This window comes from Pseudomonas sp. 25 R 14, assembly GCF_900004755.1.
In the GTDB taxonomy this organism is placed as follows: Bacteria; Pseudomonadota; Gammaproteobacteria; order Pseudomonadales; family Pseudomonadaceae; genus Aquipseudomonas; species Aquipseudomonas brenneri.
This window is the reverse complement of record NZ_CVTS01000063.1, coordinates 46,294-68,859: the sequence shown is the minus strand read 5'-3', so window position 1 is coordinate 68,859 and position 22,566 is coordinate 46,294. Positions and strand designations below refer to the sequence as shown.

Genomic DNA, 22,566 nt, shown 5'->3' with positions numbered 1-22,566 from the left:
CTGCCAGGGAGTTCGCGTTACAAGGGTCAGCGATTTTGACGCGCTCAAGGCGCGTCGTAGGGAAGGTAAGCAAGATGGTACAGGTGAGAGCACACCAGCCGATCAACACCGACGGCAGTATCAATCTCGAGGCATGGCTGGATCATGCCGTCAGTGTCGATCCGGCACTGGACCGTGAAGCCTTGAAAGCCGCCTGCGAGTTCGCTCGCGAGGCAGAACAGCAAGACAATGCGGCCAAGAACCTGTGGGCCGAAGGAACATCGAGTTTTCGTACCGGGCTTGAAATCGCCGAGATCCTCGCCGACCTCAAGCTGGACCAGGATTCGCTGATCGCCGCGGTGCTCTATCGCGGTGTGCGCGAAGGGCACATTGCGTTGCCGCTGGTCAGCCAGCGTTTCGGCGCGGTGGTGGCCAAACTGATCGATGGCGTGCTGCGCATGGCGGCGATCAGCGCCAGCCTCAGCCCGCGCCAGTCGATGGTGCTGGGCACCCAGGGCCAGGTGGAAAACCTGCGCAAGATGTTGGTGGCGATGGTCGACGACGTACGCGTCGCGCTGATCAAACTGGCGGAACGCACCTGCGCGATCCGTGCGGTGAAAACCGCCGATGACGAAAAGCGCAACCGCGTCGCCCGTGAGGTCTTCGACATCTACGCGCCCCTGGCTCACCGCCTGGGGATCGGTCATATCAAGTGGGAGCTGGAGGACTTGTCCTTCCGCTACCTGGAGCCTGATCAATACAAACAGATCGCGACCCTGCTGCATGAGCGGCGGCTGGACCGTGAGCGTTTCATCAGCGATGTGATGGGCCAGTTGCGCTCGGAGTTGCAGGCCACCGGTGTCGAGGCCGATATCAGCGGCCGGGCCAAGCACATCTATTCGATCTGGCGCAAAATGCAGCGCAAGGGCCTGGCCTTCAGCCAGATCTACGACGTACGCGCCGTACGCGTGCTGGTGCCGGAAATGCGCGACTGCTACACCGCGCTGGGTATCGTCCATACGCTGTGGCGGCATATCCCCAAAGAGTTCGACGACTACATCGCCAACCCCAAGGAGAACGGCTACCGCTCGCTGCACACTGCGGTGATCGGCCCCGAGGGCAAGGTGCTGGAAGTGCAGATCCGCACCCACGCCATGCACGAAGAAGCGGAACTGGGCGTGTGCGCGCACTGGCGCTACAAGGGCACCGACGTCAAGTCGGGTTCCAACCAGTACGAAGAGAAAATCTCCTGGTTGCGCCAAGTGCTGGAGTGGCACGAGGAATTGGGCGATATCGGCGGCCTGGCCGAACAGTTGCGGGTGGATATCGAGCCCGACCGGGTCTACATCTTCACCCCCGACGGCCACGCCATCGACTTGCCCAAGGGCGCGACGCCGCTGGACTTTGCCTACCGCGTACACACCGAGATCGGCCACAACTGCCGTGGCGCCAAGATCAACGGGCGCATCGTGCCGCTCAACTACAGCCTGCAGACCGGTGAACAGGTCGAGATCATCACCAGCAAGCACGGCACGCCGAGCCGTGACTGGCTGAACCCGAACCTGGGCTACATCACCACGTCGCGGGCGCGGGCAAAGATTGTCCACTGGTTCAAGCTGCAGGCGCGGGACCAGAACGTCGCCGCCGGCAAGACCCTGCTCGAACGTGAACTGGGTCGCCTGGGCCTGCCCCAGGTGGATTTCGACAAGTTGGCCGAAAAAGCCAACATGAAGATTGCCGAAGACATGTTCGCCGCTCTCGGTGCCGGCGACTTGCGCCTGGCGCAATTGGTCAACCTGGCCCAGCAACTGGTGGAGCCGGAGCGTGGCAGCGAGCAACTGGAACTGATCCCACGCAAGGCCACCGGCTACAAGCCGGGCAAGCGCGGCGATATCCAGATCCAGGGCGTGGGCAACCTGATGACCCAGATGGCCGGCTGCTGCCAGCCGTTGCCGGGCGATGCCATCGTCGGCTACATCACCCAGGGCCGTGGGGTGAGCATTCACCGCCAGGACTGCGCCTCGGTGCTGCAGTTGGGCGGGCGTGAGCCAGAGCGGATCATCCAGGTCAGTTGGGGGCCGGTGCCGGTGCTCACCTATCCGGTGGACATCATCATCCGCGCCTACGACCGTTCGGGGTTGCTGCGCGACGTCTCGCAAGTGCTGCTCAACGAGCGGATCAACGTGCTGGCGGTCAATACCCGCTCGAACAAGGAGGACAACACGGCGTTGATGTCCCTGACCATCGAGATTCCGGGGCTGGACGCGTTGGGGCGGCTGCTGGGGCGCATCTCCCAGTTGCCGAACATCATCGAGACGCGGCGCAACCGCACGCCATGAGACGGAGCGCTTGACTGTAGGAGCGAGCTTGCTCGCGAAAAACGTTAACGAAAACGCAGGCTATCTGGATAAACGCGTTGTCCTTGAGTTTCTCGCGAGCAAGCTCGCTCCTACAGGGAGCGGATAGAGCGATCTATGTATTCACTTGAAGACCTGCTACACCTGATGAACCGCCTGCGCGACCCGCAATACGGTTGCCCGTGGGACATCAAGCAAACCTACGCCACCATCGTGCCCCACACCCTGGAAGAAGCCTACGAAGTCGCCGATGCCATCGAGCGCGGGGATTTTGATCATCTGCAAGGCGAGTTGGGCGACCTGTTGTTCCAAGTGGTGTATTACAGCCAACTGGCCCGGGAAGAAGGGCACTTCGAATTCGCCGGGGTTGTCGACAGCATCACTCGCAAGCTGATTCGCCGGCATCCCCATGTGTTTCCTAGCGGCGACCTGTATGCGCCGCTGGATATCCCGAAGCTGAGCGAAGAGCAGGTCAAGGAGCGCTGGGAAGCCATCAAGGCAGAGGAGCGCGCAGAAAAGTCTGATGCCCCCGAGCAACTGTCCCTACTCGATGACGTGCCCAGTGCCTTGCCGTCCCTGTCCCGTGCCGCCAAATTGCAAAAGCGCGCCAGCCAGGTCGGTTTCGACTGGCCAGCGGCATTGCCCGTGGTGGATAACGTGCGTGAAGAGCTCGATGAAGTACTCGAAGCCATGGCCGATAACGACCCAGTAGCCATTGCCGATGAAGTCGGTGACCTGCTGTTTGCCGCGGTCAACCTGGCCCGGCACCTCAAGGTCGACCCGGAAACTGCCCTGCGCGGTGCCAATGCCAAATTCGAAAGGCGATTCCGATTTATCGAACAGGCATTGCGCGACACCCACCGTCCCATGGAAGATTGCACCCTCGAAGAGTTGGACGCCCTCTGGGGCGAAGCCAAACGTCAGGAAAAGAATGTGTCCAGCTGCGGTTGAATAGCTGCCTAAGTGAGTAAGCACCATGAGCATTTCCCTTCGCGACCAGTTGCTTAAAGCAGGTCTGGTCAACCAGAAGCAGGCCAAGCAGGTCGGCAAAGAGAAGCAGAAACAACAGCGCCTGGTCCACAAGGGGCAGGCCGAGGCTGACGACACCCAGGCACGCCTGGCCCAGGAAGCGCAGGCCGAGAAGGTCAAGCGTGACCAGGAACTCAACCGTCAACAGCAGGAAAAGGCCGAGGCCAAGGCCCGTGCCGCGCAGGTCAAGCAATTGATCGAGACCTCGCGCCTGCCCAAGTTGACCACCGAGGACTACTACAACTTCGTCGATGACAAGAAGGTCAAACGCCTGTCGGTCAATACCTTGATGCGCAACAAGCTGAGTAACGGCTCGTTGGCGATTGTCCATCACGGCGGTAGTTACGAAGTGATCCCGCGCGAAGCTGCGCTGAAAATCCAGGAACGCGCGCCTGAGCGTATCGTCCAGCTCAATATCCTCACTGAGGCCCAAGTGCCGGATGAGGACGATCCATACGCCGCCTACCAGATCCCTGACGATCTGATGTGGTAAGGCTGTAACAAGGCTTCACTGTAGGAGCGAGCTTGCTCGCGAGAAACTCAAGGACAACGCGTTTATCCAGGTAGCCTGCGTTTTCGTTAGCGTTTTTCGCGAGCAAGCTCGCTCCTACAGGATTTCAGCTGTTCAGGAGCTGGATGCCTGGCGTCTCATCTCAAGGGTTTCGAGCTCGTTTTTATAATTATGAGCATCGCACTCGTTGTGAAACATGCCGACCAGCAGGTCTTGTTGGTGCACATCCCAGATGTGAATCCCGTGGGCCAGGGCTTCATGGGACATATGGGCATCGTCGCGTTCAGTTACTTTTACAGTCATCTGCTTGCTCCAGTCTCTGGTTGATCTGCGGCAAGGCGTCGCAGGCTTTTGTTATATATTTTGTTAGCTTGCTAAGTAAACTGACTTTGCGTGCAACAATTCATTGCAGTAAAAGCAACAATGCTCCAGGCCACGTAAACCGCGACATCACGTCGCAGGGGGCTGGGTTTTATGACAAAAGTTTCATGTTTGAGTAAGGCTTTGGCCTTGTACTAGTCGCCTCACTACAAACGCCAGGCGAAAAAAAGCCCCGCGTTCAGCGAGGCTCTTTCAATCAGCCAACGATCAGCTGCCTTTCACAACCTTGCCATTGACCGTGCCGTCCAACAGCATGATGTTGTATTCCTTGCCGTCGGTTTCGACTTGTTGCAGGCGAACCAGCAAGTAGTCCCAATCCTTGGCAAACCACATCACGGTGGTGCGCTTGCTTTGCGTCGGGTCGCGCACGCGCTCAACCTTGATGGCGTCGATCTTGCCGGCCTTGGTATCGACTTTCTCGGTACCCAGTACGCGGAAGTCATAGGTCTCGACTTCGCCGTCGTCCACCACCTGGTAGCTCATGGTTTTCTTGCCAGCGGCCACGTCATGTTGCAGGGCCAACTGGTAAGTGGATTTATCGACCATGCCACGGTTCAGCGGGATCTTGACCGCGTCGCCGCGATCAGTGCCGGTGACCATCTTGGCGGTCCAGTCGAAGTCCAGGTCGGCCTTCTTGGCCTTGCCCAGGCCACCGCGTTCAAAGTGGTAGGACTGGGGCAGCAGGGTGTCCTTGTCCAGGGTCAGGGTGCTTTCTTCCGTCAGGCTGGCGATCATCATCGAAGCCTTGAAACTGAGCTTCCAGACGCCGTTGCCGGTGCTTTCCAGGCTGCGGGAGGCCTGGCCGCTCATGGGCAACTGCTTCCAGTCGGCGGTGTAGCTGGCGGAGAAAGGCTGAAGATCTGCCGCGTGCACGGTAGGCAGGGCAAGCAGAGCAAAAGCGAAGAGCAGGGCGCGACGCATAAAATCTCCTAGGTACGAATCAAGTGGCCGCTGGCCGCAAGTAACTGGCCGTCCAACAATGCACCTTGTTCACCGAGCACCAAGCGTCTTTCGGCAAACCAGCGAACCGCCAGCGGGTAAATCCTGTGTTCCTGGGTGTGAACCCGTTGCGCAAGGCTCTGCGCCGAGTCCGCAGACTCTACCGGAACTACTGCCTGTACGACCAGTGGCCCGCCATCGAGTTCCTCGGTGACAAAGTGCACGCTGCAGCCGTGCTCCGTATCGCCGGCCTCAAGGGCCCGTTGGTGGGTGTGTAACCCTTTGTATTTGGGCAGCAGGGAAGGGTGGATATTCAGCAGGCGCCCCTGGTAATGACGCACGAAATCAGCGCTGAGAATGCGCATGAAGCCGGCGAGGACCACGAGCTTGGGCTTGAAGGCGTCGATCAGTTCGATCAAGGCTGCATCGAAGGCCTCGCGACCTTCGAACGCCTTGTGATCCAGGGAGCGGGTATCGATACCCGCGTCCTGGGCGCGTTGCAGGCCGTAGGCGTCGCTGCGGTTGGAGATCACCGCAGCGATGCGCACCGGGCTGTCGCCGGCGCGCGTGCTGTCGATCAGGGCCTGCAAGTTACTGCCGGTGCCGGAGAGTAGCACCACGACATCACAGGTTGCTGGCATCAGTGAGCCTTGAGGTTCTTCAGTTCAACCTGGGCAGCACCTTCGGCAGCGGTGGCGATCTGGCCGATCACCCATGGCTGCTCGCCGGCTTCACGCAGTACGTTCAGCGCGGTTTCCACGTGCTCTTGAGCCACGCAGATGACCATGCCCACGCCGCAGTTCAGCACGCGGTGCATCTCGGTCTCGTTGACGTTGCCTTTCTCTTGCAGCCAGTCGAAGACTGCCGGGCGCTGCCAGCTGGCCACGTCGACAATGGCCTGTGCGCCTTTTGGCAGTACGCGCGGGATGTTGTCCAGCAGGCCGCCACCGGTGATGTGGGCCATGGCCTTGACTGCGCCAGTGTCCTTGATCAGCTTGAGCAATGGCTTGACGTAGATGCGGGTCGGGGCCATCAGCAGGTCGGTCAAAGGCTTGCCGTCGAGTTGGGTGTTCTCGATGTCGGCGCCGGACACTTCGATGATCTTGCGGATCAGCGAGTAGCCGTTGGAATGCGGGCCGGACGATGGCAGGGCCAGCAGGGCGTCGCCAGCGGCAACCTTGGAACCGTCGATGATCTCGGCTTTTTCTACAACGCCGACGCAGAAGCCGGCCAGGTCGTAGTCTTCGCCTTCGTACATGCCTGGCATTTCAGCGGTTTCGCCGCCGACCAGGGAGCAACCCGACAGTTCGCAGCCAGCGCCGATACCGGTGACCACTTGTGCCGCGGTCTCCACGTTCAGTTTGCCGGTGGCGTAGTAGTCGAGGAAAAACAACGGCTCGGCGCCGCACACCACCAGGTCGTTGACGCACATGGCGACCAGGTCGATGCCGATGGTGTCATGCTTGTTCAGGTTCAGCGCCAGGCGCAGCTTGGTGCCCACGCCGTCGGTGCCGGAGACCAGGACAGGCTGCTTGTAGCCGGCCGGGATCTCGCAGAGGGCGCCGAAACCGCCCAGGCCGCCCATGACTTCGGGGCGCGCAGTGCGCTTGGCGACGCTCTTGATGCGTTCGACCAATGCTTCACCGGCGTCGATGTCTACACCGGCGTCCTTGTAGCTCAGGGAGGGTTGCTTGCTCATGATCCAGGCCTTTAGGGGGGGATTCAGGGGTAACGACCGATGCGGTGGGGGTACGGAAGTTGAACACTTCAGGACGCCCAACCGTTGACGGTCTGCGAAGGCGCGCGATTTTATCAGGCTTGAGGGGCAGCGGCCATCCTCGGGCCGACGGGCAGAGGCATATGGCGCTAAAAAAACCTTAATCGGCACCGCGATCGCCTGTATTAAGGTATAGCCTTTAACCCGCTATCGTTATGACAGTACGAAAACTTACCGGGGCCTTGTGAATGTTTTGCCGGTCGCTGTGGTCACAGCCTTGCTTAACCTTCTTCACGCGGTCTGTTCCAGCCGCTTTTTTGTCGTTCGGGAATCTTTTTTCATGGGTCTGAGTAGATACATTTTTGTCGGCTGTTTGTCGTTGGTCAGCCTGGCGAGTCATGCCGAAACCCTCAATGGCCTCTATCAAGTGCTGGAGCCGGTCAGCAGCCAGGCGCCACAGGAGCGCGAGCAAGCCACCCAGCGCGCCTTGCAGACCCTGGTGATGCGCCTGACCGGCGACGCCAAGGCCGCCCAGGGCCCGGGCCTGGCGGCGATCCGCAAGGATCCGCAACAGATCATCAGCCAGTACGGCTACGACGCCGGCCCACCGGAAAGCCTGCAAGTGGATTTTGACCCGGTCAGCACCGACCGTGCGTTGCGCGATGCCGGCCTGGCGTTGTGGGGCAGCAATCGCCCGTCAATCCTCGGCTGGTGGCTGAACGATTCCACTGAAGGCAGCAGCCTGGTTGGTGATGGCCAGTCGGCTGCCGAGCCACTGCGTCGTGCGGCGCAACACCGTGGCTTGCCGTTGCGCCTGCCGCTGGGCGACCTCGATGAGCAGATCGTTGCCACCGCGCCTAATCTTGAAAGCGCAGATCCGGCGCCCCTGCGCTCGGCCTCCGAGCGTTACGGCGCCGACGCGCTGCTGGCGGTGCATGCCCGTGAGGAGGCGGGCCAATGGCAAGCCAAATGGCGCCTGTGGCTGGGCGACAAGGCCGAGAGCGGCACCGTACAAGGCGCGGACACTGCGGCCTTGGCCGATGCCGTTCTGCTGGCGGTCAGTGAGCGTCTTGCGCCGCGTTTCGCCGTAAAAGCCGGGGTTTCCAGCGAGCAGTTGCTGCAAGTGCAAGGCATGACCCTGGAGCGCTACGCGGCCCTCGGCCATCTGCTGGAGCCGTTTGGTGCGCAGTTGCAGCGGGTGGATGGCGACCGAATTGTCTATCGGGTCAATGGCAGCAGCGAGCAATTGCGCAGCCAACTGAGCCTGGCGAATTTGCAGGAAGTACCAGTGGGTGAAGCGCTTGCGCCACCCCCTGTGCAGCAACCCGTGGCCGAAGGCGCACAACCTGCGCCCGTGCCGCAGGCCGAGCCCGAGCCGCAACTGCGTTTTCGTTGGTAAATGATCTTCCTTATATAGAAGCAACTGAAAGATGGAGTGGTTTATGGCGGATACGCGTCGTTGGGTGTGGCTTGGCGGGATTGTCCTGCTGTGCGTTTTTGTGTTCCTGCTGCATTCGATCCTGACGCCGTTCCTGGTCGCCTTGCTGCTGGCCTATCTGTTCGATCCGGTAGTGGATCGCCTGGAGAAGGCCGGCCTGTCGCGTACCTGGGGCGTGGTGGCGGTGTTTGCGCTGTTTACCCTGATCGTCATGGCGCTGCTGTTGGTGCTGGTGCCGATGCTGGCCAAGCAACTGATCCGCCTGTACGAACTGGCGCCGCAGATGCTCGACTGGCTGCAACACACGGCGATGCCGTGGGCGCAGTCCAAGCTGGGCCTGGCCGATGGCTTCTGGAAGTTCGACAAGGTCAAGGCTGCGATCAGCGAGCATATGGGTCAGACCACCGATATTGTCGGGGTGATCCTCAGTCAGGCCACGGCGTCGAGCCTGGCGTTGATTGGCTGGTTGACCAACCTCGTGCTGATCCCGGTGGTGGCGTTCTACCTACTGCGCGACTGGGACATCATGATCGCCAAGATCCGCAGCCTGCTGCCCCGTGATAGCGAGGAACGCATCGTGTCCCTGGCCGAAGAGTGCCATGAGGTGCTGGGCGCCTTTGTCCGTGGGCAATTGCTGGTGATGGTGGCGCTGGGCATTATCTATTCTGGCGGGCTGATGGCGATTGGCCTGGAGCTGGGCCTGTTGATCGGCATGATTGCCGGCCTGGCGGCGATTGTGCCGTACATGGGCTTCGTCATCGGTATTGGCGCAGCGCTGGTGGCCGGCCTGTTCCAGTTTGGCGGCGACTTGTACCCGATGCTGGGGATTGTTGCGGTATTCATGGTCGGTCAGGCCCTGGAAGGCATGGTGCTGACGCCTTTGTTGGTGGGTGACCGTATTGGCCTACATCCGGTGGCTGTGATCTTTGCGATCCTGGCTGGCGGCGAGCTGTTCGGCTTTACCGGCATCCTGCTGGCATTGCCGGTGGCGGCAGTGATCATGGTGTTGGTGCGCCATGTACATGATGTGTACAAGGATTCGGACGTCTATACCGGCGCCGATGACCCCCAGCTGTAAGGCTCGACACAAACCCGGCTAAACGCCGGGTTTGTTGTCTGTGGGGCTTGGCATTTGGCCATCGCGTCAAACAATCTCCAAAAAATCCAATGAGTTAACGCAAACCTTTGATTTTGCTTATGGTCTGTTGCATTGTGCGCCCGGCGTCACGGGTATAAACTTTGCAAACTTTTCACAGAGGCCACTAACGGTTCGATTGGAGCCGTTCAGTCAGCATGAAACCGATTCAGCTGCCCCTAGGTGTGCGTCTGCGTGACGACGCTACCTTCATCAATTACTACCCAGGCGCCAATGCCGCTGCACTCGGCTATGTCGAGCGGCTCTGCGAAGCCGACGCCGGGTGGACGGAAAGCCTGATCTACCTCTGGGGCAAGGACGGCGTGGGGCGTACCCACCTGTTGCAGGCTGCCTGCCTGCGCTTTGAGCAGATGGGCGAGCCGGCGGTCTACCTGCCATTGGCCGAACTGCTGGACCGTGGCATCGGTATCCTCGACAACCTTGAGCAATACGAACTGGTGTGCCTGGATGACCTGCAAGCGGTTGCCGGTCGGGCGGACTGGGAAGAGGCGCTGTTCCATCTGTTCAACCGCCTGCGCGACAGCGGCCGACGCCTGCTGATTGCTGCATCAACCTCGCCTCGGGAGTTGCCGGTCAAGCTGGCCGACCTCAAGTCGCGGCTGACCCTGGCGCTGATTTTCCAGATGCGCCCACTGTCCGACGAAGACAAATTGCGCGCCTTGCAATTGCGAGCATCGCGCCGTGGCTTGCACTTGACCGATGAAGTCGGGCATTTCATCCTCACCCGTGGTACCCGCAGCATGAGCGCGCTGTTCGACTTGCTCGAACAACTCGACCAGGCCTCCTTGCAGGCCCAGCGCAAGCTGACCATTCCCTTCCTCAAAGAAACCCTCGGCTGGTAGCCAGCCCTTTGAAATCGGGGCCTCTGGCAAATTACAGGCGCCAGAAAACCTGCGTTTTGGCCGGTTTTGCCACGCAAAAGGGTTTAAATGGGGTGTAAGGGCTTAGATGACATAGGTCAAACAAGAAGTCACATAGATCACGATTGAATTTGCAAATCGATGTCATAGAAGGCATAGTCTCGGCTTCTTTACACATCAGCCACGGTCGTGCCCATGCTAAATCGCTTCGCACCCCTCGTGCCTCTCGCACTCGTTACCCTGTTGTTTGGTTGCGCCACCCACCCTCAACAAGTGGCTGAGCAGCAAAAACCACAACAACAGCACCAAGCCAAATTCGTTGCAACACAGTCTTCTTCTGTTTATGAGGAAGAGGTGGCAACCGAAAAAGAACTGGCCGAACTCTCCGATAGCAAGCCTTATCAGCTGCCTTTGCTGGCTGATAGCATCCTCGAACGCGGCATGTCCCTGATCGGTACCCGTTACCGTTTCGGCGGTACCTCTGAAGCCGGTTTCGACTGCAGTGGCTTTATCGGTTACCTGTTTCGTGAAGAAGCTGGCATGAACCTGCCGCGTTCCACTCGCGAAATGATCAACGTGGATGCACCGTTGGTCGCACGGAACAACCTCAAGCCTGGCGATCTGCTTTTCTTCAGTACCAATGGCCGTGGTCGTGTCAGCCACGCCGGTATCTACCTGGGTGATGACCAGTTCATCCACTCCAGCAGCCGCCGCAGCGGTGGGGTACGGGTCGATAAATTGGGCGACAGCTACTGGAGCAAAACCTTCATCGAAGCCAAGCGCGCCCTGGCCATGGCCCCTACTAGCGTTACCGCTCGCAAGTAAAGTTAAAGTGATACTTGAAGTTTGACGCATAAGCGCTAGAATCCTGAGATATTGTTGCGAACCTGACCGCGCAAGCTTTGCTTGCGCGGTCTAGTTTTCAGCGTTCGGCAGCGAAAGCCGCATCCAGATCAGGATTGTTCTGCCCATGTCGACCTCGGCCCGCCTAATTCTTCTCGTTTGCGCCGCACTGCTCAGTGCCTGCGCAAGTCGTCCTCCACCCGCGCCTGTGGCCGTCAAGTCCAAGCCGGTGTTCAACTACACCACCCAGAACTTTTCGCCGGTTGCCGAAGACGTGCTGTTTCGCGCCCTGGGCCTGGTCGGCACGCCTTATCGCTGGGGCGGCAATACACCGGACTCAGGGTTTGATTGCAGTGGCCTGATTGGTTTTGTCTACCGCGATGCGGCGGGCATCTCGCTGCCGCGCACCACTCGCGAGCTGATCGTGATGCGTGCCCAGGACGTGCGTGAAGATGCGCTGCAAACCGGCGACCTGCTGTTCTTTGCCACGGGCGGCGGCTCGCAAGTCAGCCATGCCGGCATCTATGTGGGCGAAGGGCGTTTCGTCCATGCACCACAAACCGGCGGCACGGTGAAGCTTGATACCTTGTCCAAGGCCTATTGGCAGAATGCCTATTTGAGCGCCAAGCGCGTGCTGCCGGCCGAGCATCTGGCGCGTAATCCTTAAGACCTGCATCGATCAAAAAAATGTGGGAGCGAGCAAGCCCGCTCCCACATTGGTTTTGTGGTGTTGTCGGGGCCTGCTATTTAGCGGCCCACACCCGCCACACCTTATTCCCCACATCATCCGCCACTAGCAACCCACCTTGCGGGTCGATCACCACACCCACCGGCCGCCCCATGGCTTTCTCATCACTGTTGAGAAACCCAGTCAGCACATCCACCGGTTGCCCCTTCGGCTTGCCGCCTTCGAATGGCACAAAGATCACCTTGTAGCCACTGTGCGGTTTGCGATTCCACGAGCCATGCTGGCCGATGAACGCGCCGTTGCTGAACTGCGCGGGTAGCGTGTTGCCTTGTGCGAAGGTCAGGCCCAATGATGCGGTATGCGGCCCGACGGCATAGTCTGGCGCAATCGCCTTGGCCACCAGGTCCGGGTCCTGTGGTGTGACCCGCACATCGACATGCTGGCCGTAGTAGCTGAACGGCCAGCCATAGAAGCCGCCATCCTTGACCGAGGTGATGTAGTCCGGCACCAGGTCGCTGCCGATTTCATCGCGCTCGTTGACCGCCGTCCACAGCTTGCCGCTTTGCGGCTCCCAGGCCATGCCATTGGGGTTGCGCAGGCCGGAGGCGAAGATCCGCTGCTGGCCGCTGGCCCGGTCGACTTCCCAGATGGCGGCGCGTCCCTGTTCGGCCTCCAGGCCGTTTTCGCCGACGTTGCTGTTGGAGCCGACGCTCACATACAACTTGCTCCCGTCTTTGCTGGCGATGACATTTTTTGTCCAGTGGTGGTTGAGCGGGCCGCCCGGCAAGTCCACGACCTTGGTGCCTGGGGCCTTGATTGCGGTTTCTCCTGGTTGATAGGGAAAACGCAGTAGCTTGTCCGAATCGGCGACATACAAATCGTTGCCGACCAGAGTCATGCCAAACGGCGAGTTGAGGTTTTCCAGGAACACCGTGCGGGTTTCTGCCACGCCATCATGGTCGGCATCGCGCAGCAGGGTGATGCGGTTCGGGCTGGGCACACCCGCGCCAGCGCGGCCCATGACCTTCTCCATGACCCAGCCGCGAATACCCTTGCCATCCTCCGGCTTGGGCGGTGCATTGGTCTCGGCGACCAGTACATCGCCATTGGGCAATACATACAGCCAGCGCGGGTGATCCAGGTCTTCTGCAAAGGCTGCGACCTGGGTGCCGGCTGCGGCGGTTGGCTTGGCGCCTGCGGGCCAGCCAACCGCCGGGGCGATGTTGACGGTGGGGATCAGGGTTTTGTTCGGTTCCGGCAGTTTCGGTGAAGGCCCGGTGCCATCCGAGACCTGCAAGGTTGAGCTTTCCCCGCAGGCGGCGAGTACGCCTGCAACCATGATCAGTAGGGCGAGTCGGGTCTTGTGCATGTTTTTCTCCTCAATGCCTGTAGTCATAGAGGTACAGCGCGTGGCGATGGTTCAAGTGTGTGGCCGGCTTTAATTGACGCTGTACCCCCAACCCACTAACCTTCGCCGCTTGTTTCAGGTGCTCTGTGGCGTGCGCGTCGACCGAGTGAAACAGGGAAGCCGGTGAGTGCGCGCACTTTTCTACAGTGCGGCCACGATCCCGGCGCTGCCCCCGCAACGGTAAATGAGTCAAGACGCTGCTTTTGCCACTGTATCGCCTGCGATATGGGAAGGCGCATCGTCGGACTGCCCTGTTCAACAGGGCACCACTCATGAGCCCGGAGACCGGCCTGATTCATCCAACAGCATCACGGTGGGCGATGCTTGGCTTCATGTAGATTGTCTTTTCCTGCCCGCCGTTTTTGTCCAGCCCCAACGGAGAGCTGCCATGACTGATTCCCCTGATCGTGACGAACGCCACCTGGCGCGCATGCTGCGCAAAAAAGCGGTGATTGATGAGCGCATTGCCAATTCACCGAATGAATGCGGATTGCTGCTGGTATTGACCGGCAATGGCAAAGGCAAGAGCAGTTCGGCGTTTGGCATGCTGGCCCGTGCCATGGGGCACGGTATGCAATGCGGCGTGGTGCAGTTCATCAAGGGCCGTAACAGCACCGGTGAAGAGCTGTTCTTCCGGCGTTTCCCCGAGCAGGTACGTTTCCATGTGATGGGCGAGGGCTTTACCTGGGAAACCCAGGACCGCCAGCGCGATATCGCTGCCGCCGAAGCAGCCTGGAAAGTCTCCCGGGAAATGTTGCAGGATCCGTCCATTGGCCTGGTGGTGCTGGATGAGCTGAACATCGCACTCAAGCATGGTTATCTCGACCTGGACCAGGTCCTGGGCGACCTGCAAGCCCGCCCACCGATGCAGCATGTGCTGGTCACCGGTCGTGGCGCCAAGCCGGAACTGATTGAAATGGCCGACACCGTCACCGAAATGGGCATGCTCAAGCACGCGTTCCAGGCCGGGATCAAGGCACAGAAGGGCATCGAACTTTGAATCAGCCGCGCCATTGCCCTGCCGTCCTGATCGCCGCGCCGGCGTCGGGCCAGGGCAAGACCACCGTCACCGCCGCCCTGGCCCGTTTGCACCGCAACCTGGGGCGTAAGGTCCGGGTATTCAAATGCGGCCCGGACTTTCTCGACCCGATGATTCATGAGCGCGCCAGCGGCGCGCCGGTCTATCAATTGGACATGTGGATGGTCGGCGAGCAGGAAAGTCGCCGCCTGCTGTGGGAAGCGGCGGGGGAGGCGGACCTGATCCTGATCGAGGGCGTGATGGGGTTGTTCGACGGCACGCCGTCCAGCGCCGACCTGGCCCGCCATTTTGGTGTGCCGGTGCTGGCGGTGATCGACGGCACCGCCATGGCCCAGACCTTTGGCGCCCTGGCGTTGGGGCTGGCGCGTTATCAGGTGGACTTGCCGTTCGCCGGGGTATTGGCCAACCGCGTCGGTACCGTGCGCCACGCGCAATTGCTTGAAGGCAGCCTGACCGAAGGCCTGCGCTGGTACGGTGCGTTGTCCCGAGAGACCGGTATCGAGCTGCCCAGCCGCCACCTGGGCCTGGTGCAGGCCAGCGAGTTGAATGATCTGGATCTGCGCCTGGATGCGGCCGCCGAGGCCCTGGCCAGCAGTTGCGAGGTAGCGCTGCCACCACCGGTGGCGTTCGCCGCCCCCGAGCTGATCGAGGCCGAACCTTTGCTGGATGGGGTGCGGATTGCCGTGGCCCGTGATGAAGCCTTCGCGTTCACCTATGGTGCCAGTCTCGACGTGCTGCGGGCGATGGGCGCTGAGTTGCGCTTCTTCTCGCCGATCCACGACCAGGCGTTACCCGACGCCGACAGCCTCTATCTGCCGGGTGGCTACCCGGAACTGCATCACCAGGCGTTGTCGCAAAACACCGCGATGTTGCAGGCGATCCGTGCCCATCACGCCGCCGGCAAGCCGTTGCTGGCCGAATGCGGCGGCATGCTCTATCTGCTCGACTCATTGACCGATGTCGAGGGGTGCCGCGCTGAACTGCTGGGGTTGCTCCAGGGCGATGCAGTCATGCAGAAACGCCTGGCGGCCCTGGCCCTGCAAACAGTCGAATTGCCGGAAGGCGTGCTGCGCGGCCACACCTATCATCATTCCCTGACCAGCACGCAATGGCAGCCGATTGCCCGTGGCCTGAGCCCCAATGGCGGGCGCGGTGCCGAGGCGGTGTATCGCCAGGGGCGGATGACGGCCTCCTATGTGCACTTTTATTTCCCGTCGAACCCGGCTGCGGTGGCTGCGCTTTTTGCGCCAGACCCTGAGGCCTCCATCGCAGGCGATTGCATTGCAACTGTAGGAGCGGGCTTGCCCGCGATAGGGCCATGACCGACAACGCCTTCCCCCAGGCTGAACGCCAGGCCATCTACCGCGCCATCGCCGAGCGCCGCGACATGCGCCACTTCAGCGGCGGCACGGTGGCCCCCGAACTGCTCCAGCGCCTGCTGCAGGCTGCGCACCAGGCCCCCAGTGTCGGCCTGATGCAGCCCTGGCGCTTTATCCGCATCAGCGACCGCACCCTGCGCGGCCAGATCCAGCAGTTGGTGGAAGCCGAGCGCATACGCACCGCGGCGGCCCTGGGCGAGCGCTCGGACGACTTCATGCAGCTCAAGGTCGAAGGCATCAACGACTGCGCCGAGGTGCTGGTCGCGGCGCTGATGGATGATCGCGAGCGGCATATCTTTGGCCGTCGCACCTTGCCGGAAATGGACCTGGCCTCGCTGTCCTGCGCGATCCAGAATCTGTGGCTGGCCTCCCGCGCCGAAGGCCTGGGCATGGGCTGGGTGTCGCTGTTCGAACCCCAGGAGCTGGCCGACCTGCTGGGCCTGCCGCCCGGCGCCAAGCCACTGGCCGTGCTGTGCCTGGGCCCGGTAGCGCAGTTCTACCCGGCACCGATGTTGCAACTCGAAGGCTGGACCGAACCGCGTCCGCTGAGTGACATGCTGTATGAGAATTATTGGGGAGTGAATCAATGAGTGTGGCCTTGCTGAGTGTCGCTGCAGTGGCGCTGGATGCGCTACTGGGCGAACCCAGGCGCTGGCATCCGCTGGTGGCGTTCGGCAACTTTGCCGGGCGCATCGAGCAACGTTTCAACTCCGCTGGGCGTGGCTGGCGCAGCCATGGCGTGACCGCCTGGTTTATCACCGTGATACCGCTGACGTTGCTGGCCACGGCGTTGTCCTGGGCGCCTTACTTCGGTTGGGTAATCGAGATCCTCGCGTTGTACCTGGCCCTGGGCATGCGCAGCCTGTGTGAACACGTGTTGCCGGTGGCCCAGGCCCTGCGCAGTGGTGACCTGGACGAAGCGCGCACGCGCGTCAGTTACCTGGTCAGCCGCCAGACCAGCGAACTGGACAGTACTGAAGTGGCGCGCGCCGCCACTGAGTCGGTGCTGGAAAACGGCAGTGACGCGGTGTTCGCCGCGCTGTTCTGGTTTGTCGTGGCCGGGGTGCCCGGCGTGGTGCTGTACCGTCTGAGCAATACCCTGGATGCCATGTGGGGCTATCGCAACGAACGCTTTGAACGCTTCGGCTGGGCGGCGGCGAAGATTGACGACGTGCTTAATTACATTCCTGCGCGCCTGGTCGCCCTGACCTACGCGCTGCTGGGCAAGACACGCCTGGCACTCAAATGCTGGCGCCGCCAGGGCCCGACCTGGGATAGCCCGAATGCCGGCCCGGTGATGGCTGCGGGCGCTGGCGCGCTGGGTGTCGAGTTGGGCGGGGCGGCGATTTATCACGGTGAGTTGCACCAGCGTCCACCCCTTGGCGAAGGGCCGCCGGCCGATGCCGACTCCATCGAGCGTGGTTGGCAATTGGTGCAGCGCGGTGTGTGGTTGTGGGTGTTGATCCTGTGTGCAGGGGCGCAATTCTATGCTTGAACACGGTGGGCGGCTGCGCAAAGCCGCGATGCAGTACGGCATCGCTCAGGAAGACTGGTTGGACCTGTCCAGTGGCCTCGCGCCCTGGCCCTGGCCAATCCCGCCTATCTCACTGCGGGCCTGGGCACGTTTGCCAGAAACCGATGACGGCCTGGAACAGGCGGCCTGCGATTACTACGGTGCAGCCCAGGTGTTGCCGGTGCCGGGCTCCCAGGCGGCCATCCAGTTGCTGCCGCGCTTGCGTCGGGCGGGCAAGGTCGGCGTGTTGTCGCCGTGCTATGCCGAGCATGCCGAAGCCTGGCGTCGCGCCGGTTACATCGTGCGCGAAGTGCTGGAGCAGGAAGTGGATTTCTTCCTCGACAGCCTCGACGTGTTGGTGGTGGTCAACCCCAACAACCCTACGGGCTTGAGTATTGCGCCCCAGCGCCTGTTGGACTGGCATGCACGGCTGGCCCAGCGCGGTGGCTGGCTGGTGGTGGATGAAGCCTTTATGGACAACACCCCGCAGTTGAGCCTGGCGAACCAGGCCCATCAGGTGGGGTTGATTGTGTTGCGCTCGTTCGGCAAGTTTTTCGGCCTGGCGGGGGTGCGCCTGGGCTTTGTGTTGGCCGAGCGCAAGCTGCTCAAGCTGTTGGCCGAACAGGTCGGGCCATGGGCGGTGAGCGGGCCGACCCGGGAGTTGGGCCAGGTTTGCCTGCGCGACAGCGCCGGCCACACCCACCAGCGCCAGCGCTGCGAAGAAGCCAGCCAGCGGCTGTTCAGCCTGCTGGAGCAGTATGGCCTGCGCCCCCAGGGCGGCTGCGCGCTGTTCCAGTGGCTGATCGCCGATCGCGCCGAGCAGTTGCATGAGTTCATGGCCCAGCGCGGCATCCTGCTGCGCCTGTTTGTCCACGACAGCAGCCTGCGTTTTGGCCTGCCCGGGACTGACGCCGATTGGCAGCGCCTTGAACAAGCCCTGGCTGCCTGGAAGCAAGCCTCATGAGTACGTTGATGGTGCAAGGCACCACCTCCGATGCGGGCAAAAGCACCCTGGTGACCGCGCTGTGCCGTTGGGTGGTGCGCCAGGGCGTGCCCGTGGTGCCCTTCAAGCCGCAGAACATGGCGCTCAACAGCGCAGTCACGGCAGAAGGTGGCGAGATTGGCCGCGCCCAGGCCGTGCAGGCCCAGGCCGCCAACCTGGCGCCGCACACTGATATGAACCCGGTGCTGCTCAAGCCCAACAGTGACACCGGTTCACAAGTCATCATCCATGGCCGTGCCGTGACCAGCATGAATGCCGTGGCCTATCACGACTACAAAGCCATCGCCATGCAAGCGGTGCTCGCTTCCCATGCACGTTTGAGCGCCGCTTACCCGGTGGTGATGGTCGAAGGCGCGGGCTCGCCGGCCGAGATCAATCTGCGGGCCAATGACATTGCCAACATGGGCTTCGCCGAAGCGGTGGATTGCCCGGTGCTGCTGATTGCCGATATCAATCGCGGCGGGGTGTTCGCTCATCTGGTGGGCACGTTGGAGTTGCTGTCGCCGTCGGAGCAGGCGCGGGTCAAGGGCTTTGTGATCAACCGCTTTCGCGGCGATATCGCGCTGTTGCAACCCGGTCTCGACTGGCTTGAGGCGCGCACCGGCAAACCGGTAATCGGCGTGTTGCCCTACGTGATGGACCTGCACCTGGAGGCCGAGGACGGCATCGACCAGCGCCAGACTGACAAGGCGGCGCAGGTGCTCAAGGTGGTGGTGCCGGTGTTGCCGCGCATCAGCAATCACACCGACTTCGACCCGCTGCGCCTGCATCCCCAGGTGGACTTGCAATTTGTCGGGCCGGGGCAGGCGATTCCTGCCGCAGACCTGATTATCCTGCCCGGCTCGAAAAGCGTGCGCAGCGACTTGGCCTACCTGCGCGCCAACGGCTGGGACAGCGCGATTGCCCGGCACCTGCGCTATGGCGGCAAGGTCCTGGGCATTTGCGGTGGCCTGCAAATGCTCGGCGAGCAGGTTCATGACCCGTTGGGCCTGGAAGGGCCCGAGGGCTCCAGTGATGGCCTGGGCCTGCTGGCCTTCAGCACCACCCTGGAAGCCGAAAAGCAATTGCGCAATGTGCGCGGCCGACTGGCGCTGGAAGAGGCGCCGGTCAGTGGTTATGAGATCCATGCGGGCGTGACCCGTGGCACGGCCCTGGAGCGTCCGGCGGTGCTATTGGATGACGGTCGCAGTGACGGCGCGCAGAGTGACGACGGACAAATCCTCGGCACGTATCTGCACGGTCTGTTCGAAACCCCAGCGGCGTGCAGTGCATTGTTGCGCTGGGCCGGTTTGCAGGATGTGCAGGAAGTCGATTACCACGGCTTGCGCGAGCGCGATATCGAGCGTCTGGCGGACCTGGTGGAGCAGCATCTGGATACCCGGTTATTGCGCCAGTTATGTGGGATTTGAGGGATTGACCATGTTGCAATTGATCCTCGGCGGTGCCCGTTCCGGCAAGAGTCGCCTGGCTGAAAAGCTCGCCAGCGACAGCGCCCTGCCTGTCACCTACATCGCCACCAGCCAACCCCTGGATGGTGAAATGAACCAGCGGGTCGCCCTGCACCGGGAGCGTCGCCCGAGCCATTGGGGGCTGGTCGAAGAACCGCTTGAGCTGGCCCGGGTCCTGCGCGAACACGCCGCCCCTGGCCAGTGCCTGCTGGTCGATTGCCTGACCCTGTGGCTCACCAACCTGCTGATGCTGGACGATCCGCAGCGCCTGGGCATGGAGCGCGAACAACTGCTGGACTGCCTGGCGTCGCTGCCGGGTGAAATCATTTTTGTCAGCAACGAGACCGGTCTGGGTGTCGTGCCGCTGGGCGAATTGACTCGCCGTTATGTGGATGAAGCCGGTTGGCTGCATCAAGCCTTGGCCGAACGGTGTCAGCGTGTGGTGCTGACCGTTGCGGGCCTGCCCCTGACTTTGAAAGGTACTGCGTTATGAGCCAATCCTGGTGGCTGGAACCCTGCAAGGCGCTGGATGCCGTGGCCCATGAACAAGCCTTGGCCCGCCAGCAGCAACTGACCAAACCCGCCGGTTCCCTGGGGCAACTGGAGGCGCTGGCGGTGCAACTGGCCGGCTTGCAGGGCCAGGTCAAACCGACGGTCGAGCAGGTGTGGATCGCCATCTTTGCCGGTGATCACGGTGTGGTCGCAGAGGGTGTCTCGGCCTATCCCCAGGAAGTCACCGGGCAGATGTTGCACAACTTCGTCAGCGGCGGCGCGGCGATCAGTGTGTTGGCGCGCCAACTGGATGCACGTCTGGAAGTGGTGGATCTGGGCACTGTCACACCGTCGCTGGACCTGCCGGGCGTGCGTCACCTGAATATCGCCCCAGGCACGGCCAACTTCGTGCTGGGCGCGGCCATGACCGAGGCGCAGGGCCGTCTGGCCCTGGCGGCGGGGCGTGACAGCGTGCAGCGGGCGATCAGTGCTGGCGCGCAACTGTTTATTGGCGGCGAGATGGGCATCGGCAACACCACCGCCGCCAGCGCTTTGGCCTGTGCATTGCTCGATTGCCCGGTCAGCGACCTGACCGGCCCGGGCACCGGCCTGAATGCCCAGGGCGTGAGCCATAAAGTAGCGGTGATCGAGCGCGCATTGGCCTTGCATGCCGGGCAGCGCGGTGACCCGTTGCAGACCCTGTTCAATCTTGGTGGCCTGGAGATCGCCAGCCTGGTGGGGGCTTATCTGGCCTGCGCCCAGGCGGGTGTGGTGGTGCTGGTCGATGGGTTTATCTGCACTGTCGCGGCCCTGGTCGCTACACGCCTGAATCCATCTTGCCGGCCATGGCTGTTGTTCGGCCACCGCGGGGCTGAGCCGGGCCATCGCCACGTGCTGCAAAGCCTTGGCGCCGAGCCGCTGTTGGAACTGGGCCTGCGTCTGGGCGAGGGCAGTGGTGCGGCGTTGGCGGTACCGCTGTTGCGCCTGGCCTGTGCGTTGCACGGGCAGATGGCGACGTTTGCTGAGGCGGCTGTGGCGGATCGCCCGGCATGACCTTGCACCTGGACCTGCTGCGCCATGGCGAAACCGAACTGGGCGGCGGCTTGCGCGGCAGCCTGGATGATGCCCTGACGGATAACGGCTGGGAGCAGATGCGCCAGGCTGTGCTGGCGCAAGGGCCGTGGGATCGCCTGGTCAGCTCGCCGCTGCAACGCTGCGCGCGCTTCGCTGAAGCGTTGGGCGCACGGCTGGATTTGCCGGTGAGCCTGGAGCCGGATCTGCAGGAGCTGCATTTCGGTGCCTGGGAAGGGCAGAGCGCGGCGAAGTTGATGGAAACCGACGCCGAGGCGCTGGGGCTGTTCTGGGCTGACCCGTATAGCTTTACGCCGCCAGATGGCGAGCCTGTCGAAGCGTTTTCCCTGCGCGTGCGCGGCGCTGTCCTACGCCTGCACCAGCGGTATGCCGGGCAACGGGTGCTGTTGATCAGCCATGGTGGTGTCATGCGTTTATTGTTGGCCCAGGCCCGTGGCTTGCCCCGTGAGCAGTTGTTGAATGTCGAGGTGGGGCACGGTGGCCTGTTCAGCCTGCGGGTCGAGGCTGATGGCGTATTGAGCGAGGGCGCCTGAATGCTGCCATTCTGGATCGCCTTGCAGTTCCTCAGCAGCCTGCCGATTCGCCTGCCGGGCATGCCGCAACCCCAGGAGTTGGGGCGCTCGCTGCTGTTTTATCCGCTGGTAGGGTTGCTGTTCGGGCTACTGCTGTGGGGCTTGAACAGCGTACTGATGGGCGCGCCGTTGCTGTTGCACGCGGCGCTGCTGCTGACGGCGTGGGTGCTGCTCAGTGGCGGCCTGCACCTGGATGGCCTGGCGGACAGCGCCGACGCCTGGCTGGGCGGCTTTGGCGACCGTGAGCGCACCCTGACCATCATGAAGGACCCGCGCAGCGGCCCGATTGCCGTGGTCACCCTTGGCTTGGTGCTGCTGCTCAAGTTCACGGCCCTGGTAGCCTTGATCGAGCAGCACAACGGCGCGGCATTGATTCTTGCGCCCTTGATCGGCCGTGGTTCGCTGCTGGCGTTGTTCCTCACGACTCGCTATGTGCGCGCCGGGGGGCTGGGCCAGTCGTTGGCCGACCATTTGCCGCGGATTGTCGGGCAACAAGTACTGATCCTTACCGGTCTGGCCTGTGTGTTGATCGGTGGTTTCAGCGGTGGGATCGCCGTACTGCTCGCAGCCATCTGCTTTATGGGGCTGCGCCAGGTGATGATCAATCGGCTGGGCGGCACCACCGGCGACACGGCCGGCGCGTTGCTGGAGCTGCTCGAAGTGGCGGTGTTGATCGGCCTGGCCCTGTAACACTTTCTTGCATTTCCTTAATCGCGGGTATA

At 62.0% G+C, this 22,566-nt stretch carries 23 protein-coding genes and 1 riboswitch; of the genes, 18 read left to right on the top strand and 5 right to left on the bottom strand.

What is annotated here, in order from left to right; translation table 11 throughout:
• The first annotated feature begins 74 nt into the window (after positions 1-74).
• From relA to BFQ03_RS22755, 3 genes are all read left to right on the top strand, one after another.
• Positions 75-2,318: a GTP diphosphokinase gene (gene relA, locus BFQ03_RS22765; RefSeq protein WP_032857027.1), complete on the top strand. Its 2,244-nt coding sequence runs from the start codon at positions 75-77 to the stop codon at positions 2,316-2,318.
• 135 nt (positions 2,319-2,453) lie between these two features.
• The gene (gene mazG, locus BFQ03_RS22760) at positions 2,454-3,287 is read left to right on the top strand and encodes a nucleoside triphosphate pyrophosphohydrolase (RefSeq protein ID WP_065944065.1); all 834 of its coding nucleotides are present in this window, start codon (positions 2,454-2,456) and stop codon (positions 3,285-3,287) included.
• A gap of 25 nt (positions 3,288-3,312) precedes the next feature.
• Entirely contained in the window at positions 3,313-3,858 is a 546-nt protein-coding gene (locus BFQ03_RS22755; RefSeq protein WP_032857030.1) for a DUF2058 domain-containing protein, read from the top strand.
• Positions 3,859-3,990: 132 nt separating this feature from the next.
• Here BFQ03_RS22755 and BFQ03_RS22750 read toward each other — a convergent pair whose 3' ends face one another.
• The 4 genes from BFQ03_RS22750 to purM all read right to left on the bottom strand — a co-directional run bounded on the left by BFQ03_RS22750 (position 3,991) and on the right by purM (position 6,895).
• Positions 3,991-4,179 (bottom strand): hypothetical protein, encoded by a 189-nt coding sequence (locus BFQ03_RS22750; protein ID WP_032857031.1) that lies wholly within the window; start codon positions 4,177-4,179, stop codon positions 3,991-3,993.
• Positions 4,180-4,464: 285 nt separating this feature from the next.
• Complete coding sequence (locus BFQ03_RS22745; RefSeq protein WP_032857033.1) at positions 4,465-5,178, bottom strand: DUF3108 domain-containing protein; 714 nt, start codon at positions 5,176-5,178, stop codon at positions 4,465-4,467.
• Positions 5,179-5,186: 8 nt separating this feature from the next.
• The gene (purN, locus tag BFQ03_RS22740; RefSeq protein WP_065944064.1) at positions 5,187-5,837 is read right to left on the bottom strand and encodes a phosphoribosylglycinamide formyltransferase; all 651 of its coding nucleotides are present in this window, start codon (positions 5,835-5,837) and stop codon (positions 5,187-5,189) included.
• On the bottom strand, positions 5,837-6,895 hold the full coding sequence (gene purM / locus BFQ03_RS22735) for a phosphoribosylformylglycinamidine cyclo-ligase (RefSeq protein WP_032857036.1): 1,059 nt from the start codon (positions 6,893-6,895) through the stop codon (positions 5,837-5,839). The genes purN and purM overlap by 1 nt, the downstream gene beginning before the upstream one ends.
• Before the next feature lie 358 nt (positions 6,896-7,253).
• On the opposite strand from purM, the gene BFQ03_RS22730 reads away from it, so the two are divergent.
• From BFQ03_RS22730 to BFQ03_RS22710, 5 genes are all read left to right on the top strand, one after another.
• Positions 7,254-8,312 (top strand): DUF2066 domain-containing protein, encoded by a 1,059-nt coding sequence (locus BFQ03_RS22730; protein ID WP_065944063.1) that lies wholly within the window; start codon positions 7,254-7,256, stop codon positions 8,310-8,312.
• A gap of 43 nt (positions 8,313-8,355) precedes the next feature.
• On the top strand, positions 8,356-9,429 hold the full coding sequence (locus tag BFQ03_RS22725; protein ID WP_032857038.1) for an AI-2E family transporter: 1,074 nt from the start codon (positions 8,356-8,358) through the stop codon (positions 9,427-9,429).
• A gap of 215 nt (positions 9,430-9,644) precedes the next feature.
• Positions 9,645-10,349: a DnaA regulatory inactivator Hda gene (hda, locus tag BFQ03_RS22720; RefSeq protein WP_032857040.1), complete on the top strand. Its 705-nt coding sequence runs from the start codon at positions 9,645-9,647 to the stop codon at positions 10,347-10,349.
• A 213-nt stretch (positions 10,350-10,562) separates the two neighbouring features.
• The gene (locus BFQ03_RS22715; protein ID WP_032857042.1) at positions 10,563-11,192 is read left to right on the top strand and encodes a C40 family peptidase; all 630 of its coding nucleotides are present in this window, start codon (positions 10,563-10,565) and stop codon (positions 11,190-11,192) included.
• 145 nt (positions 11,193-11,337) lie between these two features.
• Positions 11,338-11,877, top strand: a complete 540-nt coding sequence (locus tag BFQ03_RS22710) for a C40 family peptidase (protein ID WP_032857043.1) — start codon at positions 11,338-11,340, stop codon at positions 11,875-11,877.
• A 76-nt stretch (positions 11,878-11,953) separates the two neighbouring features.
• Here BFQ03_RS22710 and BFQ03_RS22705 read toward each other — a convergent pair whose 3' ends face one another.
• Entirely contained in the window at positions 11,954-13,267 is a 1,314-nt protein-coding gene (locus tag BFQ03_RS22705) for a PQQ-dependent sugar dehydrogenase (RefSeq protein ID WP_032857044.1), read from the bottom strand.
• Between the two features lie 99 nt (positions 13,268-13,366).
• Positions 13,367-13,615: riboswitch (cobalamin riboswitch) on the top strand.
• Between the two features lie 79 nt (positions 13,616-13,694).
• Here BFQ03_RS22705 and cobO point away from each other — a divergent pair.
• Genes cobO through BFQ03_RS22655 form a run of 10 tightly spaced genes read left to right on the top strand, consistent with a single transcriptional unit; the run spans position 13,695 to position 22,534 of the window.
• Positions 13,695-14,306, top strand: coding sequence for a cob(I)yrinic acid a,c-diamide adenosyltransferase (gene cobO / locus BFQ03_RS22700; protein WP_032857045.1), 612 nt, complete (start codon positions 13,695-13,697; stop codon positions 14,304-14,306).
• Entirely contained in the window at positions 14,303-15,667 is a 1,365-nt protein-coding gene (locus BFQ03_RS22695) for a cobyrinic acid a,c-diamide synthase CobB (protein ID WP_032857047.1), read from the top strand. The genes cobO and BFQ03_RS22695 overlap by 4 nt, the downstream gene beginning before the upstream one ends.
• Positions 15,664-16,314, top strand: a complete 651-nt coding sequence (gene bluB / locus BFQ03_RS22690; RefSeq protein ID WP_032857049.1) for a 5,6-dimethylbenzimidazole synthase — start codon at positions 15,664-15,666, stop codon at positions 16,312-16,314. The genes BFQ03_RS22695 and bluB overlap by 4 nt, the downstream gene beginning before the upstream one ends.
• Entirely contained in the window at positions 16,311-17,219 is a 909-nt protein-coding gene (gene cbiB, locus BFQ03_RS22685) for an adenosylcobinamide-phosphate synthase CbiB (RefSeq protein ID WP_065944062.1), read from the top strand. Before bluB ends, cbiB begins: the two co-directional genes overlap by 4 nt.
• Entirely contained in the window at positions 17,212-18,201 is a 990-nt protein-coding gene (gene cobD, locus BFQ03_RS22680) for a threonine-phosphate decarboxylase CobD (protein WP_032857052.1), read from the top strand. Before cbiB ends, cobD begins: the two co-directional genes overlap by 8 nt.
• Complete coding sequence (locus BFQ03_RS22675; protein WP_065944061.1) at positions 18,198-19,649, top strand: cobyric acid synthase; 1,452 nt, start codon at positions 18,198-18,200, stop codon at positions 19,647-19,649. Before cobD ends, BFQ03_RS22675 begins: the two co-directional genes overlap by 4 nt.
• A 10-nt stretch (positions 19,650-19,659) precedes the next feature.
• Positions 19,660-20,181, top strand: a complete 522-nt coding sequence (cobU, locus tag BFQ03_RS22670) for a bifunctional adenosylcobinamide kinase/adenosylcobinamide-phosphate guanylyltransferase (RefSeq protein ID WP_032857054.1) — start codon at positions 19,660-19,662, stop codon at positions 20,179-20,181.
• Positions 20,178-21,233, top strand: a complete 1,056-nt coding sequence (cobT, locus tag BFQ03_RS22665; protein WP_032857055.1) for a nicotinate-nucleotide--dimethylbenzimidazole phosphoribosyltransferase — start codon at positions 20,178-20,180, stop codon at positions 21,231-21,233. Before cobU ends, cobT begins: the two co-directional genes overlap by 4 nt.
• On the top strand, positions 21,230-21,805 hold the full coding sequence (gene cobC, locus BFQ03_RS22660; protein ID WP_032857056.1) for an alpha-ribazole phosphatase family protein: 576 nt from the start codon (positions 21,230-21,232) through the stop codon (positions 21,803-21,805). Before cobT ends, cobC begins: the two co-directional genes overlap by 4 nt.
• The gene (locus BFQ03_RS22655) at positions 21,806-22,534 is read left to right on the top strand and encodes an adenosylcobinamide-GDP ribazoletransferase (RefSeq protein WP_032857057.1); all 729 of its coding nucleotides are present in this window, start codon (positions 21,806-21,808) and stop codon (positions 22,532-22,534) included.
• Positions 22,535-22,566: the final 32 nt, after the last annotated feature.

Excerpts from the sequence above, each read along its gene's own strand:
- cobD (WP_032857052.1), top strand. The coding sequence starts at position 17,212 with ATGCTTGAACACGGTGGGCGGCTGCGCAAAGCCGCGATGCAGTACGGC.
- cobT (WP_032857055.1), top strand. The coding sequence starts at position 20,178 with ATGAGCCAATCCTGGTGGCTGGAACCCTGCAAGGCGCTGGATGCCGTG.
- mazG (WP_065944065.1), top strand. The coding sequence starts at position 2,454 with ATGTATTCACTTGAAGACCTGCTACACCTGATGAACCGCCTGCGCGAC.
- BFQ03_RS22710 (WP_032857043.1), top strand. The coding sequence starts at position 11,338 with ATGTCGACCTCGGCCCGCCTAATTCTTCTCGTTTGCGCCGCACTGCTC.
- BFQ03_RS22655 (WP_032857057.1), top strand. The coding sequence starts at position 21,806 with ATGCTGCCATTCTGGATCGCCTTGCAGTTCCTCAGCAGCCTGCCGATT.
- BFQ03_RS22725 (WP_032857038.1), top strand. The coding sequence starts at position 8,356 with ATGGCGGATACGCGTCGTTGGGTGTGGCTTGGCGGGATTGTCCTGCTG.
- cobU (WP_032857054.1), top strand. The coding sequence starts at position 19,660 with ATGTTGCAATTGATCCTCGGCGGTGCCCGTTCCGGCAAGAGTCGCCTG.
- purM (WP_032857036.1), bottom strand. The coding sequence starts at position 6,895 with ATGAGCAAGCAACCCTCCCTGAGCTACAAGGACGCCGGTGTAGACATC.
- cobC (WP_032857056.1), top strand. The coding sequence starts at position 21,230 with ATGACCTTGCACCTGGACCTGCTGCGCCATGGCGAAACCGAACTGGGC.
- BFQ03_RS22745 (WP_032857033.1), bottom strand. The coding sequence starts at position 5,178 with ATGCGTCGCGCCCTGCTCTTCGCTTTTGCTCTGCTTGCCCTGCCTACC.
- BFQ03_RS22705 (WP_032857044.1), bottom strand. The coding sequence starts at position 13,267 with ATGCACAAGACCCGACTCGCCCTACTGATCATGGTTGCAGGCGTACTC.
- BFQ03_RS22750 (WP_032857031.1), bottom strand. The coding sequence starts at position 4,179 with ATGACTGTAAAAGTAACTGAACGCGACGATGCCCATATGTCCCATGAA.
- BFQ03_RS22715 (WP_032857042.1), top strand. The coding sequence starts at position 10,563 with ATGCTAAATCGCTTCGCACCCCTCGTGCCTCTCGCACTCGTTACCCTG.
- BFQ03_RS22730 (WP_065944063.1), top strand. The coding sequence starts at position 7,254 with ATGGGTCTGAGTAGATACATTTTTGTCGGCTGTTTGTCGTTGGTCAGC.
- BFQ03_RS22755 (WP_032857030.1), top strand. The coding sequence starts at position 3,313 with ATGAGCATTTCCCTTCGCGACCAGTTGCTTAAAGCAGGTCTGGTCAAC.
- bluB (WP_032857049.1), top strand. The coding sequence starts at position 15,664 with ATGACCGACAACGCCTTCCCCCAGGCTGAACGCCAGGCCATCTACCGC.
- cbiB (WP_065944062.1), top strand. The coding sequence starts at position 16,311 with ATGAGTGTGGCCTTGCTGAGTGTCGCTGCAGTGGCGCTGGATGCGCTA.
- purN (WP_065944064.1), bottom strand. The coding sequence starts at position 5,837 with ATGCCAGCAACCTGTGATGTCGTGGTGCTACTCTCCGGCACCGGCAGT.
- relA (WP_032857027.1), top strand. The coding sequence starts at position 75 with ATGGTACAGGTGAGAGCACACCAGCCGATCAACACCGACGGCAGTATC.
- BFQ03_RS22675 (WP_065944061.1), top strand. The coding sequence starts at position 18,198 with ATGAGTACGTTGATGGTGCAAGGCACCACCTCCGATGCGGGCAAAAGC.
- hda (WP_032857040.1), top strand. The coding sequence starts at position 9,645 with ATGAAACCGATTCAGCTGCCCCTAGGTGTGCGTCTGCGTGACGACGCT.
- cobO (WP_032857045.1), top strand. The coding sequence starts at position 13,695 with ATGACTGATTCCCCTGATCGTGACGAACGCCACCTGGCGCGCATGCTG.